Annotated in this window: 8 protein-coding genes and 1 tRNA gene; 3 read left to right on the plus strand and 6 right to left on the minus strand. The window is 47.5% G+C overall.

Going from position 1 to position 14,751, the window contains the following annotated elements; genetic code table 11:
- Positions 1-176: 176 nt before the first annotated feature.
- Complete coding sequence (locus tag GC178_18275; protein MBI1289519.1) at positions 177-692, plus strand: hypothetical protein; 516 nt, start codon at positions 177-179, stop codon at positions 690-692.
- Between the two features lie 1,102 nt (positions 693-1,794).
- Here the strand turns inward: GC178_18275 and GC178_18280 are convergent.
- From GC178_18280 to dnaE, 5 genes are all read right to left on the minus strand, one after another.
- Positions 1,795-1,868 (minus strand) — tRNA-Asp (locus GC178_18280).
- Positions 1,869-1,931: 63 nt separating this feature from the next.
- Positions 1,932-2,690: a hypothetical protein gene (locus GC178_18285; protein MBI1289520.1), complete on the minus strand. Its 759-nt coding sequence runs from the start codon at positions 2,688-2,690 to the stop codon at positions 1,932-1,934.
- Positions 2,690-3,631: a DUF58 domain-containing protein gene (locus GC178_18290; GenBank protein MBI1289521.1), complete on the minus strand. Its 942-nt coding sequence runs from the start codon at positions 3,629-3,631 to the stop codon at positions 2,690-2,692. The genes GC178_18285 and GC178_18290 overlap by 1 nt, the downstream gene beginning before the upstream one ends.
- A gap of 226 nt (positions 3,632-3,857) precedes the next feature.
- Positions 3,858-4,175: a thioredoxin gene (trxA, locus tag GC178_18295; protein ID MBI1289522.1), complete on the minus strand. Its 318-nt coding sequence runs from the start codon at positions 4,173-4,175 to the stop codon at positions 3,858-3,860.
- Positions 4,176-4,249: 74 nt separating this feature from the next.
- Complete coding sequence (gene dnaE / locus GC178_18300) at positions 4,250-8,614, minus strand: DNA polymerase III subunit alpha (GenBank protein MBI1289523.1); 4,365 nt, start codon at positions 8,612-8,614, stop codon at positions 4,250-4,252.
- 418 nt (positions 8,615-9,032) lie between these two features.
- Here dnaE and GC178_18305 point away from each other — a divergent pair, with 418 nt between their 5' ends.
- Complete coding sequence (locus tag GC178_18305; GenBank protein MBI1289524.1) at positions 9,033-11,654, plus strand: valine--tRNA ligase; 2,622 nt, start codon at positions 9,033-9,035, stop codon at positions 11,652-11,654.
- A 63-nt stretch (positions 11,655-11,717) separates the two neighbouring features.
- On the opposite strand, the gene GC178_18310 is transcribed toward GC178_18305, so the two are convergent.
- On the minus strand, positions 11,718-12,488 hold the full coding sequence (locus tag GC178_18310) for a hypothetical protein (protein ID MBI1289525.1): 771 nt from the start codon (positions 12,486-12,488) through the stop codon (positions 11,718-11,720).
- 56 nt (positions 12,489-12,544) lie between these two features.
- Between GC178_18310 and GC178_18315 the strand changes: the two genes are divergently transcribed.
- A complete protein-coding gene (locus GC178_18315) occupies positions 12,545-13,828 on the plus strand; it encodes an FAD-binding protein (GenBank protein ID MBI1289526.1) in 1,284 nt (427 codons plus the stop codon).
- Positions 13,829-14,751 lie beyond the last annotated feature (923 nt).

Raw genomic sequence — 14,751 nt, forward strand, 5'->3', positions numbered from 1 at the left:
AAGTGCTCACCGCAGCTTCGCTCGGTCGGGAGTTCTTCAATAAAATGCAGTAAATTCATCCTTGTTGGTTTTAAGTCCACATCAAACCAACATCATCAGACCATAAACTATTTACGTAGTGGCAAACTGCGGGGGAATCAGTAACCATTTTCATAACCAACTTAAGATCCGACTGCTTGAAAAAAGGATTCTTATTCAGATTATTCGAGAATCGACCATTGGGAATGGAATCTCTTAGGAAGGATGACTTTAGGATGTTGAGGTCTTACGAAAAGCAGAAGACTGCTAAAGCTTGGAATATTGCAACTGCCTTGTATTGTAAGCTAGGCGCTGTCCCGTGGAAACTCGCTGACATCAGGTCAAATGTTTGCTATATAGGTTTGACTTTCAAGCAAGATTTAACGAACGAGGACCCTCGTTATGCTTGTTGTGCTGCACAAATGTTTCTTGATTCTGGGGACGGAATGGTTTTTCGGGAAACAGCAGGACCCTACTATAACCCGAATACCAATGAATACCACCTATCTTTTGACCAAGACAATTCATTATTAGATAAAGATCTGGAAGCCTTTAGTCAGGCCAATGGAAAGACGCTATGGCAGATTTTTATTCATGGGAAACGTACTTTAAAGAAGAAGAGTGGAATGGGTTTACGGAGGCTGCTCAGGCAAAAGTTCCGTCATCGGTATTAGAATTCGAACTGAGTCCACCTTTAAACTGTTCAGAGACGGGAACTACCCAATACTCCGTGGGACAGCATAATTTCAAAACAATCACACAGATTACTTGTGAACCAAAGGTTTCATACCTAGAATCCAGTCTATACTCGGTTTAGAGACTCCCAATCCATTGTTCGTTCAGGTAATCAAAGGTCGAGCAGATATAAAAACAGTTTGTGATGATGTCTTAAGCCTAACGAAATTGAACTGTAACTCTTGTAAATTCTGTGACGGTCAGCCTGTGACTTTAAAAGTTGCGGATATGAGAGGAGAAATACTCACGGAAGGTCCGAACGAAGACTTAGAGGTTCTGCCGTTTAAATACTACATATAGTTATACGACCATGGAGACAGAGGATGAATTTAAACAACGATTGCAGGACCAGTTGGGTATGCCGATTACGCCTATCTTGAGAGACTTCAACACTGTGATTTCTGGCTTGAATAAGGTTGCTCCTGGAGAAATTCCACTGACCTCTTATGGTGGTGAATTCCTGTATAGCTTGACCGAGTAGGTTCTTAAAAACCTCAATTGGGGACACGTTTATTACTCAATGGAAGAGAACATACTTCATTCCATCAAGGAGGCCTTTGAGTATGTTTGAGAAGATATAAAATTGGTATCTGGCGACATCTTTACCTGCGAAAAAATACTTTAAGTAAGGGGTTCATTTATGCGTCTTGTTGGCTCAATGGCAAGGAGTGGGAAATTACCCAAGTCGCTGAGGGGTAAAACTGTTTCCATTTAGTTAATGTGCAATCATTTACGACCCAAAAAAGCAGCAGAGGCACTGATAGATGCTATTGCCGCGAATTTACTATGCTCCATACCGGAAGCAACAATCTCCTAACCTTGAAACAAAACTTGAAACATTTTGACGTTTATAGCCTTCCTCTGGTGTCCTATGACGACTTAATCTCACAAATCATCTCACACTTTTCGTTGTTGTTACAATGATGCCAGGAAGTGTTAATTGGTTTCAAGCAATTGAAAAACAGCGTTTTAAGACTGAGTATGTGTCTTGAATTGGTGGGCTGAAAACTAAAAAAGCCCCACATCTCTGAGGGGCTTCTGCGGTCCGGACGGGACTCGAACCCGCGACCCCCTGCGTGACAGGCAGGTATTCTAACCAACTGAACTACCGGACCTTGGTAATTAATTGGGCTGCAAATGTAATCTAATTTGACAAATGGAAAAGGGCTCGGAAAAAATTATTCCGAGACAATTTCGTAGTCGATTTTGTCGATGCCATTAATACGTGTTCCGAACATATTATGCATCACTTGAAAGTAGTAGGTTCCAGGTGTGGAAAGGTCAACTTCAGGGAAGTCAACCGTAAAGGTTTTCTTACGCAGTTTGAGTGCTGGTTCTTCGTTAACGACCACCTCTTTTTTCAGCATCAGAATACCAGCAGAAGGACTGATTACCTTCACTTTGAAGAAGAGTTTATCGAACTCAAAGTTCTCGTTCAATGAGAGTTTTAATCTGAAAACTTGAGGGATTGAGTCAGTTATTGGAATCCGGAACAGTGGTGTTTGACTAGCATTCCAAACACCGCTAAGGAATGTATTCTGCCCTTGGTCTGCAGTTGGTTCAAAATCTGGATTTCGTACTATTCGAAGAGAGCCTTCCAAACCCTCAATCACTTCGGTTTCTCCATTGTTCAGTTTGATCATGGCAGTGAGGTGTTCGCCTTCATCTAGGAAAAGTTGTTTGACCACACCATTGAAACTACCATCGATTTTCAGGTTATCGTTCAGTGTATCGTTGCCGATGATGTAGCTGATACGCAGATAAACTGGCTCATTGTAGGCTTCTGTGGCGTTCAGAAATAGTGAGACATCCACATAACACTTGAAGTTCGAAGGATAGACGGTTGAAACAGGTTCAACTCTCGAAAGTTTGTCGAAGTCAACTCCGAAACTCGTTGCGGCCTGAAGAATCAAGACCAAAGCAAGAAAAAATCGCATCAGTACAGTTTTTTTCGTTTCAGCAGATAGGGCAGAAGCACTTGGTCGAACCCATTCGAAATATCCGCTTGCACGAGGTCTATACTGTACTGCCCGCATTTCAGTTTCAGATCATGCTCGAATTTCTGCATCGACTTCTGATAGGCTTCGCGAACTTCCAACGGATTCAGTTTCAGTTCTTCACCTGTTTCCATATCCACAAAACGGTACGGACGGTTCTCGAAATCGAAATCCAACTCTTTCTTTTTGTCCGTTACATGAAAAAGAATGACTTCATGCTTGTTGTGCTTCAAATGCTGAAGCGCATTCCAAAGGTCATCCTGTTCGCGTCCCGAATTCTCAATCATATCGCTGAAAAGAATGACCAACGATCTACGTTTGATCTTATCAGCAACCTCGTGCAAAGCCTTCGCTCCCGAACTACGTTTGTGTTTATCTTTCGGAAGCGGCTCCAACAGCTTTTCCAATTCGGTGAAAACCAACTTGGAATGCGTAGTTGTTGACTTGGTGTCGGTGTGGATTTCCACATCATCTGAGAACAACGAAAGGCCGAAAGCATCCCGCTGCTTTTTCAGCAAATGAACCAAAGCCGCAGCAGCGTAGGTTGAGAATCCGATCTTGTTCACATCGTTCTGCGAACTATTGTCTTTCACAGGAAAGTACATCGAAGAAGATGTATCGATCACGATCTGGCAGCGAAGGTTGGTTTCTTCCTCATACCGTTTCACGAACAGCTTTTCCGTTCTGGCGTAGAGTTTCCAGTCGATGTGACGAGTGGATTCGCCCGTGTTGTACAGTCGGTGTTCTGCAAACTCCACCGAAAATCCATGGAACGGACTTTTGTGTAAGCCCGTGATGAATCCCTCAACCACCTGCTTGGCGATGAGTTCCAGCTTGCTGAACTGCTTGACTTGTTGGCTATGTAGCGAAATGCTATTCATGGATTTGCTGTTACGAACTTAGGAATTCATCAATCGGAAAACATGAATTAGCCACAGAAACTCAGAATACACAGAAAAATTATCTCTGTGAAACCCTCTGTGAATTCTGAGTTTCTGTGGCGATAAAATGTTCATCACCCCATATATGACGAAATCCGACCCTGCGAGTATTGCAGAATCGGATTCGAATATTCGTACCGCGCAGCGGAATTCGTAATTGGTAACCTCAGACCAGCGCGTCCAATTTTGCTGAGAAAGTCTGCTTTGGAGCAGCGCCAACCTGCTTATCTACGATCTCGCCATTCTTGAAGAAAAGCAGTGTAGGGATATTTCGGATTCCGAATCGAGCAGCGGTTTCTGGGTTGTTGTCAACGTCAACTTTACCGATAACGGCTTTGCCATCGTAGTCGTTCGCCAACTCTTCAACGATCGGGCCTACCATGCGGCAAGGGCCACACCAAACTGCCCAAAAATCCACCAAAACAGGCTTGTCCGATTTCATTACAAGCTCTTCAAAATTCGCGTCTGTTAATTCTAATGCCATAATATTTAGATTTCGATTTGTTCTTTCAGCGCTGCCAAAAATAGGAAAACGCTATACGGTTTCTGTTATCAATTTCACTTCAGTCGCACTTCCAATCCAAGCTGATCGCGGATGTCGTAGATCATCTTTTGTTCGGGTCGCACGCGGATGGTTTTCGAATGCATGTCCACGTAAACGCCCTCGTTGTTGATGACCCGCATGTTCACTTTGCAACTTCCGGGATGTCCATCAAGAAACGTCCTTAAGTCGGAAATGTTTTCGGGACGGATCTCGTTCAGCGGCATGGTGATGGTGATGCTCGTGGTCTTCTTCTCAAGCACCTCGTTCAGCAGTTCGATGCTGTTGAGTTTGAACTCCTTTTCGGCTGGAACGCCATCGGCTTGATTTCCGCCCCAACGTCTTTCTTTCCAAACGCCACGCACGTAGAGGAAGAACTCCATATCGAGGTACTGGCGGAACTTGGTGTAATCCTCACCGAACAGGCGGAATTCCATCGAACCCTGTTTGTCCTCGATCTCGAAAATCCCGTACGGATTGTTCTGCTTGCTCATGCGATGCTGCACCGATGAGATGACGCCCGCAAACTTGTATTCGCCAGGACTTTTCTTGGCTTCTTCGGTTTGAAGTGAGGCAAGGTCGATGTTGCAGAAACGCTCCATCACCAGTTCAAAATCATCCAGCGGATGACCAGAAATGTAAACGCCAACCACTTCCTTTTCGGCTTTCAGTGCCTGAATGTTGCCCCATCTCTCGCACTTTGGCGGAACGGGTTCTGGGAGCTGAACATCGGATGCTTCTCCGAAGAGTGACACCTGCGAGCTGTTTTCCGCTTCCTGCGAACTTGCCCCAAACTTGATGGCCTTTTCCAAGAACGTTCCCGTTCCATCATCGAAGAAATATTGGCCACGATGACTGTTCTCAAATCCATCGAAAGCACCTGCCACAGCCAAGCTTTCCATGCATTTTCGGTTTGCTGCGCGAAGATCGATTCGTTTAGTGAGGTCGAAAATGGAGGTGAAGTTTCCGTTCTCTGCTCGTTCGTTGATGATCGCTTCAACCGCACCTTCACCCACACCTTTGATGGCACCTAAACCGAAACGGATTTCGCCTTTATCGTTCACGGCAAACTTGAACTGTGATTCATTCACATCAGGTCCCAGAACAGGAATTCCCATTCTGCGGCACTCATCCATGAAGAACGTCACCTTTTTGATGTCGTTCATGTTGTGCGTCATCACCGAAGCCATGTACTCGGCAGGGTAATTCGCTTTGAGGTAACCCGTGTGGAACGCCACCACCGAATAGCACGTGGAGTGCGATTTGTTGAACGCGTAGGCCGCGAATTCCTCCCAGTCGGCCCAGATCTTCTCAGCGATCTTGGTGTCGTGGCCATTCTTGGCGCAGCCTTCTAAGAACTGCGGTTTAAGCTTTTGCAGCAGGGCGAAGATCTTCTTACCCATCGCTTTCCGCAGCACGTCCGCATCACCTTTGGAGAAGCCCGCCAGTTTCTGCGACAACAGCATCACCTGCTCCTGATAGACCGAAATTCCGTACGTCTCGGCCAAGTATTCCTCCATTTCGGGCAGGTCGTACGTGATCTCCTCCTCACCATGCTTCCGCTTGATGAAGTTCGGAATGTACTTCAGCGGCCCTGGGCGATACAGCGCGTTCATCGCAATGAGGTCGGCAAACTTGTCGGGTTTCAGCGCGCGCAGGTGCTTTTGCATTCCAGGCGATTCAAACTGAAACGTTCCGTTCGTCTGGCCTTTCTGATAAAGCTCGTATGTTTTCGGGTCGTCAAGCGGAATCTCATCGGGGTCGATGTCGATGTTGTGACGCATCTTCACCAGCTTGGTCGCATCCTTAATAATGGACAGCGTTTTCAGCCCGAGGAAGTCCATTTTCAGCATCCCTGCCGATTCCACCACACTGTTGTCGAACTGCGTTACCGCGAGGTCGGAATCCTTGGCGGTGGTAACGGGAATGTGATTGGTGATGTCATCAGGCGTGATGATCACACCACAAGCGTGGATGCCCGTGTTTCGGATGGAGCCTTCGAGCACGCGCGCCTCGTTGATGGTCAGGGCTATTTCATCTCTTCCTTCCGAAAGTTTTTTGAGTTCTTCCGCTTGCGCGACACGCTCTCCGTCACCGTTCAGTTTCTCTTTCAGTGCCTTCTCATCCAGCCCGAAAATCTTTCCGAGACTGATGTCTGGAATCAACTTCGCGATGCGGTCAGCATCGGCCAATGGAAGGTTCAGAACACGCGCGGTATCACGGATGGCCGATTTGGCCGCCATGCTACCGTACGTGATGATCTGCGCCACCTGATTCTTGCCGTATTTGTTCACCACCCAATCAATAATCTTGCCGCGACCTTCATCATCAAAGTCGATGTCGATATCGGGAAGCGACACACGGTCTGGGTTCAGGAAACGCTCAAACAGCAGGTCGTAAGCAATCGGGTCTACATTCGTAATTCCGATGCAATACGCCACAGCCGAACCCGCAGCCGAACCACGACCAGGTCCAACGGAAACTCCCATTTTGCGCGCTTCGGAAGTGAAATCCTGCACAATCAAGAAGTAACCTGGATAACCTGAATTGGCAATCGTTTGCAATTCGAAATCCAAGCGTTCTCGAATATCATCGGTTATCTCGCCATAACGCTTTTCAGCACCTATATATGTTAGGTGGCGGAGGTACGCGTTCTCACCGCGCTTGCCACCATCTTTTGCGTCCTCGGGATCAACGAATTCCTGAGGAATGTTGAAGACCGGGAGCAACACATCCTGCTTCAGTTTGAACGGCTCGATCTTGTCCACGATCTCACCGATGGTCTCAAAAGCCTCCGGCACATGCGCAAAGATCTTCTTCATCTCATCCTGAGACTTGAAGTAGAACTGGTCGTTCGGGAAAAGGCGTTTGATGTAATCCCTTCCGCGCGATTCCTCATCGATCTTCACGCCCTCTTTCAGGCAGCAAAGAATGTCGTGCGCGCGCTGATCCTTCTGGTTGAGGTAGTAAACGTTATTGCTCGGGAAATACTTGACGTTGTGCTTCTTGGCGAATTCCAGCAGCGTTTCATTCACCCGCTTTTCACCTGGCTGACCGTGGTCGATCAGCTCCACGTAAAAGTCGTCTCCAAAATGCTCCTTGTACCAAAGGAACGCTTCTTCAGCCTGCTTTTCGCCCACATTGAGAATGAGGTAAGGCACTTCGCCACCAGGCCCGCCTGTGGAAACGATCAGGTTCTCCTTGTACTGTAGAAGAACCTCTTTATCGATACGCGGAACGTAGTAAAAACCTTCTGCGAACGAGATGGAACTCAGCTTCGCCAGGTTGTGGTAACCCGCCTTGTTTTTGGCCAGCACTACCGTTTGGAAACCGTTGTTCTGCTTGGTTCTGTCCTTCAGGTCATCGGTCACGTAAAACTCGCAACCCACAATTCCTTTCAGTGGCGTTTTCGGTTGGCCTTGGGCTTCGCCCGATGCAATCTTCTCGTTGTGTGCCGCAATCTCGCGATTGGCGTTTTCCACTTCCATCACAAAATGGAAGGTGCCGAACATGTTGGCGTGGTCTGTCAGTGCCACAGCAGGCATGCCGAATTCCACTGCGCGGTTCACCAGATTCTTGATCTGAATGGTGGCCTGCAACACGCTGAACTGCGAATGGCAATGCAGGTGCGCAAAATCGTGCTTCACGGCCTTGGCCGAAGTCGTAGCATCGGGAGAAGTGGTGTCGCGCTTCTTTTTGGAAGCCGCCACCTGCGCTTCAATTTCAATGTCTTCCGTCTCAAACGGAGTAGGGTTGACCTCCTTGTACGTTTGGAATTCCTCTGCGGAAAGTCCTGCTTTTTCGGAAGTGATTATTCCGATTCGGATGAGTTCGAGGAAACAACGGGCTGTTGCCGCCACATCTGCGGCAGCGTTGTGCGCCTCGTCAAACGCCTCTCCGAAAAGCTTAACGTGCAATTCGGTGAGTTTCGGCCATTTGAACTGACCACCACGACCACCTGGAATGGCGCAGAACTCGGTCGATTCATCTTTGGTGTCGATGGAAGGCAGGTCCATGATCGGGGCCGAATCGCCCATGCGCATGTACTCCGCACCCATAATGTTGATGTCGAACTCGATGTTGTGCCCCGCAACGATCTGGGACTTGCCCAGCACTTCTGTAAAGCGGTCCAGCGCTTCCTGCAGCGGAATGCCTTCTTCCAGCGCCTTTTTGGTAGAAATGCCGTGAACCTGCTCCGAGTTGAACGGAATGTCGAATCCATCGGGCTTCACAATGAAGTTCTGCGCCTCTATCAGCGAGCCGTCCTTGGCATGCAACTGCCACGCCAACTGCACCAAACGCGGCCAGTTTTCCGCGTCAGTTATGGGGGCGTTGTAGTCCTTCGGCAGACCAGTGGTCTCCGTGTCGTAGATCAGATACATGAAAGGTTGACTTAGCTAATTAAGACAGCCCCGAAGTTAGGTTTTTGAGCCCCGCTCTCGGCCAATGTTGAAAACTGTGGATAAGAGTTACTGGGTTATTGGGTGAATGGTTATTGAGGCTTCCGAATAACGAATAACCAGTAACGAATAACTCAATCTGTAGTGGCCACGTCTATTGCCAGGGCGCAGAGGGCAGCAGAGAATATGACATACGCGAGTACCATTGCACAAGATTTGCTTGTAAAACGACAACCCGCGGATGGTTATTGTTCACCGTTTACGTTTTTTAACGATATGGGCGTTCCCTGCGGGTCGGGCTTTCCGCTCTATCTTTTTTGCCTGCGGACAAAAAAGGATGCCGCTTCCATCCTTAACGCGGACGCAATCCCTAATTTTGCAGCCTTCAAATTCAGACCTGATGAGCGAGATTGCAGCAAAGTACGACCCAAGCCTTACAGAAGACAAATGGTACAGCTACTGGATGGAGAACGGATATTTCCATTCGGAGCCAGACGAGCGCGAGTCGTATACCATTGTCATTCCGCCACCGAACGTGACAGGCGTGCTGCACATGGGTCACATGCTCAACAACACTATTCAGGATGTGTTGGTGCGCAGAGCGCGAATGTTGGGAAAGAACGCTTGTTGGGTTCCTGGAACCGACCATGCTTCCATTGCCACAGAAGCCAAAGTGGTGAAGAAACTTGCCGATCAGGGCATCAAGAAATGGGATCTTTCCCGTGAGGAATTCTTGGAGCATGCTTGGGAATGGACGCACAAACATGGCGGCATCATCCTCGAACAGTTGAAGAAACTTGGTGCTTCCTGCGATTGGGAGCGCACGCGTTTTACCATGGAAGACGACTTGAGCGATGCGGTTTTGGATGTGTTCATCGACCTGCACGAAAAAGGTTTGATCTACAAAGGTCACCGTATGGTGAATTGGGATCCATCGGCTTTGACAGCGGTTTCGGATGAGGAAGTGAACCACAAAGAAGTTCAGTCAAAGTTGTATTACGTTCGATATCAGATAGAAGGAACGGACGAATGGCTGACCATTGCCACCACCCGACCAGAGACCATTTTGGGCGATACCGCTATCTGTATCAACCCGAACGATGAGCGTTTCACGCATTTGCATGGCAAACGCGCCATTGTTCCGATGGTCAAGCGCAGCATTCCGATCATTCTGGATGAGTACGTGGATATGGAATTCGGAACGGGATGCTTGAAAGTGACGCCAGCGCACGATGAGAATGATTATAACCTCGGACAGAAGCACAAGCTCGAAACCATCGACATTCTGAACCCGAACGGAACGCTAAGCGCAGCCGCTCAGTTCTACGTGGGCGAAGACCGCTTTGTAGTTCGAAAGAAGATTGCGAAAGACCTTGAGGCTGCGGGCCAGATCGTGAAGATCGAGGATTACATGAACAAGGTCGGGTATTCGGAAAGAACCGATGCGGTTATTGAGCCACGCCTTTCGGAGCAGTGGTTCGTGAGCATGAAGAAACTGGCCGAACCAGCTTTGAAAAACGTACTGAACGGCAACATTCAGTTCCACCCGAACAAGTTCATCAATACGTACAAATATTGGATGGAGAATGTGCGCGATTGGTGCATCAGCCGCCAGTTGTGGTGGGGACAGCGAATACCAGCATGGTACGATCCGAAAGGTAATTATGTGGTGGCGAAAACCGCTGAAGAGGCACTGGACAAATTCAAATTGAAAATTGAAAATTGCCAATTGTCTATTGCAGATCTTAGACAGGATGAAGACGTGGTAGATACGTGGTTCTCATCTTGGTTGTGGCCAATCTCCGTTTTCGATGGTTTCAAAGACCCGAACAACAAGGACATCAACTACTACTATCCTACCAATGACCTCGTTACCGCGCCCGAAATCCTCTTTTTCTGGGTGGCGCGAATGGTGATGGCGGGCTACGAATACCGTGGCGAACTTCCGTTCAAAAACGTGTATCTGACAGGAATTGTACGCGATAAACTCCGCAGAAAAATGAGCAAGTCGTTGGGGAATTCTCCTGACCCTCTTGACCTTATCGCTGAGTATGGCGCAGATGGCGTTCGTGTGGGCATGTTGCTTTCATCTCCTGCTGGTAACGACCTTCTTTTTGATGAAGGTCTCTGCTTGCAGGGAAGAAACTTCAACAACAAGATCTGGAACTCATTCCGACTGATAAAAGGCTGGGAAGTAGATGAAAGTCTGGCACAACCCGTTGATGCGAAGATTGCCATTGATTGGTTCAATTCGCGTTTTAGCAAAGAGTTGGAGGTATTAAACGACCACTACGAAAAGTTCCGATTGAGCGATGCATTGATGACCACGTATAAGTTGGTGTGGAATGACTTCTGCTCGTGGTATCTCGAAATGGTAAAACCTGCTTACCAGCAACCAATTGATAAAGCAACCTTGGATGCCACTGTGGAGATATTGGAGAAACTGCTGAAAATCCTTCATCCGTTCACGCCATTCATCACCGAAGAAATTTGGGACAACATGGGCAAGCGCGGTAAAGAAGACCGCATGATCGTTGCTCCATGGCCTAAAGCTGGAGCGGTTGATGAGAAACTGCTCTCTGGTTTCGAGAATGCTGAGAAGGTGATCATGGAGGTTCGAAGAATCCGTAATGAGAAGCAGATTGCTCCAAAGGAGAAATTGAGCCTTTTGGTGAAAGGAGATTACAGCGATGCGTTCAATCCTGTGATCCGGAAATTGGCCAACTTGGAATCAATTGGCGTGACCTCTGAGGCTCCAACCTCTGCTTCGGCTTTTGTGGTTAAAGGTGCTGAGTTCTATGTTCCGTTGGCAGGATTGGTAGATGCTTCCGAGGAAAAAGAAAAACTCGAAAAGGAACTCGATTACGCGAAAGGATTCTTGGCTTCAGTTGAGAAGAAACTGAACAACGAACGGTTCGTGTCTGGTGCGCCTGAACAAGTAATTGCCATCGAGCGAAACAAGAAGGCTGACGCTGAAGCGAAGATCAAGGCGTTGGAAGAGCAGTTAGCTGCAATGGTTTAGCGTTGTGTCATTCTGAACTTGTTTCAGAATCTAAACAAACCCTGAAATAAATTCAGGGTGACGTCAAATATAACCGCGCAATTTGTAGCTCAGAACTCCGATCCATTCGTGGATCAAGGACATCCATTTGTGGAAGTTCATCACGCGCGGCACGAACAGGTAATCCAGTTCGAAGCGCCTCTTACCCACGCTTTTCATCACAGGATGCGGAATCACGTTGATGCCCTGCTTTTCGAAACAGGCAACGGCCCTACGCATGTGTGCCGCTGACGTGATGAGCAGAAACTTCTCCTCACCCAATTCCTCCAAGATCGGTTTGCAGAATTTGGCATTCTCGTAGGTGTTCAGGCTTTGATCCTCGATCAGAATATCGGCCGAATCGACATCGCAAAGGAGGTACAAACGCCTGAGCATTTCGCTTTCCTTCACATCAGTTGCCAAGTAGTTGGCACCACCACCTGAAACAAGTATTTTCTGAATTCGATGTTCGTGGTACGGACGCAGCACGCCCAAGTAACGGTCGGCATTACCGCCATAGCTCACCACATCGGTTTCGGTATCGTAATACACGCCACCACCCAGAACAATGGCTGTTTTCACATTCGGGTCGATCTTCCAAACGGGTGTCACTTCCATTTCCCAAACGCGGGTAAACTCATCGACAATGAAGGAGTTTGAGAAGAAAACCAACATGCCCAACGCCCAAAGCATCAGCCGTTTTCTGCGCTTCTGATTGTAGGTCAGAACCGCCCAGATCAGCAGGATGATCACCCACGTGAACGGGTGAAGTAGAAACTCTGTGCGCCTGATGAGAAACTGAATATTGAGCAGCATTGCCGTAAAGATGAGAAATTGTAAGGGCTTGCCGCAGCAAGCCCCTATCTTGCAGCATGGAATGGCAGAATTGGGCAGGCAACATTCGGTTTGATGCGAAGCGCATTGCGCAACCGACCAGCACGGAAGAAATGCAGGAACTGCTCAAAAATTCAAATGGAAAAGTGCGCTGCTTTGGAACTGGACACTCGTGGAGTGCGCTGATTCCGACCGATGACCTTCTGATCGACACCAGCAAGCTGAACCGTGTGCTGTCCATTGACCGCGAGAAGAACCAAGCCACCATACAAGCGGGTGCGAAGCTGAAAGACCTGAACTTGGAGCTTTGGGAAAGCGGTTACGCGTTTTCCAACCTTGGTTCTATTGCGGAGCAGAGTTTGGCGGGCGCCATTTCCACGGCCACACATGGTTCTGGCATTGGATTTCAGATTTTGGGTTCGATGGTGGAGAGCTTCAAATTGGTGAAAGCCGATGGGGAAGTTTTGGAAGTAAATCGCAAGGACAATCCCGAACTCTATCACTTGTCTCTAATCTCTTTAGGCTCTTTGGGTATCATTACCGAAATGACCATCAACGTGGTGCCGAAATTCCAGTTGCACGAGCGTTCGGGTATTATGGATTTTGAGGAAGTGTGCGACAACATTCTTGATTGGGTAAAAGAGCATGACCACATCAAAATGTGGTGGTTTCCGCACACGGATAAGATGATGGTGTACTGCTACCAGCGCACACAGGAACCCGTGAACGACACTTGGTTCCGACAGAAGCTGATGAACGAATGGGTTTCGGTGTATTTCTACCGCCTGATGCTTTGGTGGGGAAACCGCAAACCGACAAGAAGAATGGCCATCAACAGCAAGATTCTGACGCCTTTCCTGGCCGATGTTGACAGAATTGAACGCAGCTACAAGGTATTCAACGTGCCCGAACCGCCCATACACCGCGAAACGGAATGGGCGTTTGACATCAACCATGCTCCTACCCTGTTCCGTGAGTACAAGAAGATGGTCGAAACCAAGGGCCACCTGATGAATTTCATACAGGAGATACGGTTTGTGAAGGGCGATGATTTTGCGCTGAGCCCGTGCCACGGCCGCGATAGCGTTTACATCGGGTGTTACAATGCCGATAACCGTGGTTGGGACGAACTGCTTGCCGATTTTGAAGAACAGATCGGCATCAAATACAATGGCCGCCCGCATTGGGGCAAGGAATTCAATGTGGGTACGGATTACCTCCTCTCTGTTTACCCGAAATGGGATGATTTCTTGAAGCTACGTTCGGAAATGGATGCGAATGGGAGATTTATGAATTCTATGCTTGAAGGGCTTTTTGGTTAGGGAATTAGACAATCTGACAAGTATTTGTCTGACGATAACCCTACAAGTGGCTGTCCTTACTATTAGGATCACTGGCAAGTTCAACTTGAGAAGTCTTCTCGTCAACTTGAACAATCGTATCAGGCGATGGTACGATTGAATTAGCAATCTGCTCAAACAATTTAGCGTTTCGAAGTGCTTGACCCAAAAGCATTACATGTTCAGAATATGTACCCATTGCGAATTGCAAGGCAGTCACTACTGCCATGTAATTACCTCTTACGTCCTTCTCAAAATCAGATTTAGTAAACTTTCGATACGCAGTCTTGATTTGATCTTGACGCTTTCCTTCCAATTTTTCAAATGTGTTTAGGGTCAAATTATGCGCAAAGTCATTTCGGACATTTCTAATAACATCAATCCCCACAAGAACTTTATTCGGTATTAGTTGAAATGCCTTTAGCATTCTAATCTTGTAGCTAAATGTTGTTTCTCGATCATTCAAACTTTCATATCCTGGAACCCAATAACCAAGAATGACATCAACGTGCTGCTCAAATGCACATGCAGCAACTATTGCCGTTTCTCTATCTCCATTACATTTTAATATTTCACCATATTCCTCTTGAAAAGCAAATGACATGGAATACCTTCTGGCTTCCTGTATTTTAGGAAGTGGGTGCTGAAAAACTGTGTTGCCTGCTTCGGTGATATCAATGACAGTAGCCATTTTTGGTTTTTCCTCTTCCTTATCGTTGCTTTTAGACATAATCTGTTCTGTTTGCCTTAAAGGTAAGCACCTCGCGTTAGTCATACCGATAAAAAGCAAATCAATTTCAAACCATTTTATAGGTTTGTTGCGGGTGGAGGCCGATGATCCCGCACATGCTCTGCAATGCAGGCCTGGGACGCGTCCGACACCCTTCTTTTCTTCTTCTCGATCC

This window comes from Flavobacteriales bacterium, from assembly GCA_016124845.1.
Classification (GTDB): Bacteria; Bacteroidota; Bacteroidia; order UBA10329; family UBA10329; genus UBA10329.

Excerpts from the sequence above, each read along its gene's own strand:
- GC178_18285 (MBI1289520.1), bottom strand. The coding sequence starts at position 2,690 with ATGCGATTTTTTCTTGCTTTGGTCTTGATTCTTCAGGCCGCAACGAGT.
- GC178_18290 (MBI1289521.1), bottom strand. The coding sequence starts at position 3,631 with ATGAATAGCATTTCGCTACATAGCCAACAAGTCAAGCAGTTCAGCAAG.
- trxA (MBI1289522.1), bottom strand. The coding sequence starts at position 4,175 with ATGGCATTAGAATTAACAGACGCGAATTTTGAAGAGCTTGTAATGAAA.
- dnaE (MBI1289523.1), bottom strand. The coding sequence starts at position 8,614 with ATGTATCTGATCTACGACACGGAGACCACTGGTCTGCCGAAGGACTAC.
- GC178_18305 (MBI1289524.1), top strand. The coding sequence starts at position 9,033 with ATGAGCGAGATTGCAGCAAAGTACGACCCAAGCCTTACAGAAGACAAA.
- GC178_18310 (MBI1289525.1), bottom strand. The coding sequence starts at position 12,488 with ATGCTGCTCAATATTCAGTTTCTCATCAGGCGCACAGAGTTTCTACTT.
- GC178_18315 (MBI1289526.1), top strand. The coding sequence starts at position 12,545 with ATGGAATGGCAGAATTGGGCAGGCAACATTCGGTTTGATGCGAAGCGC.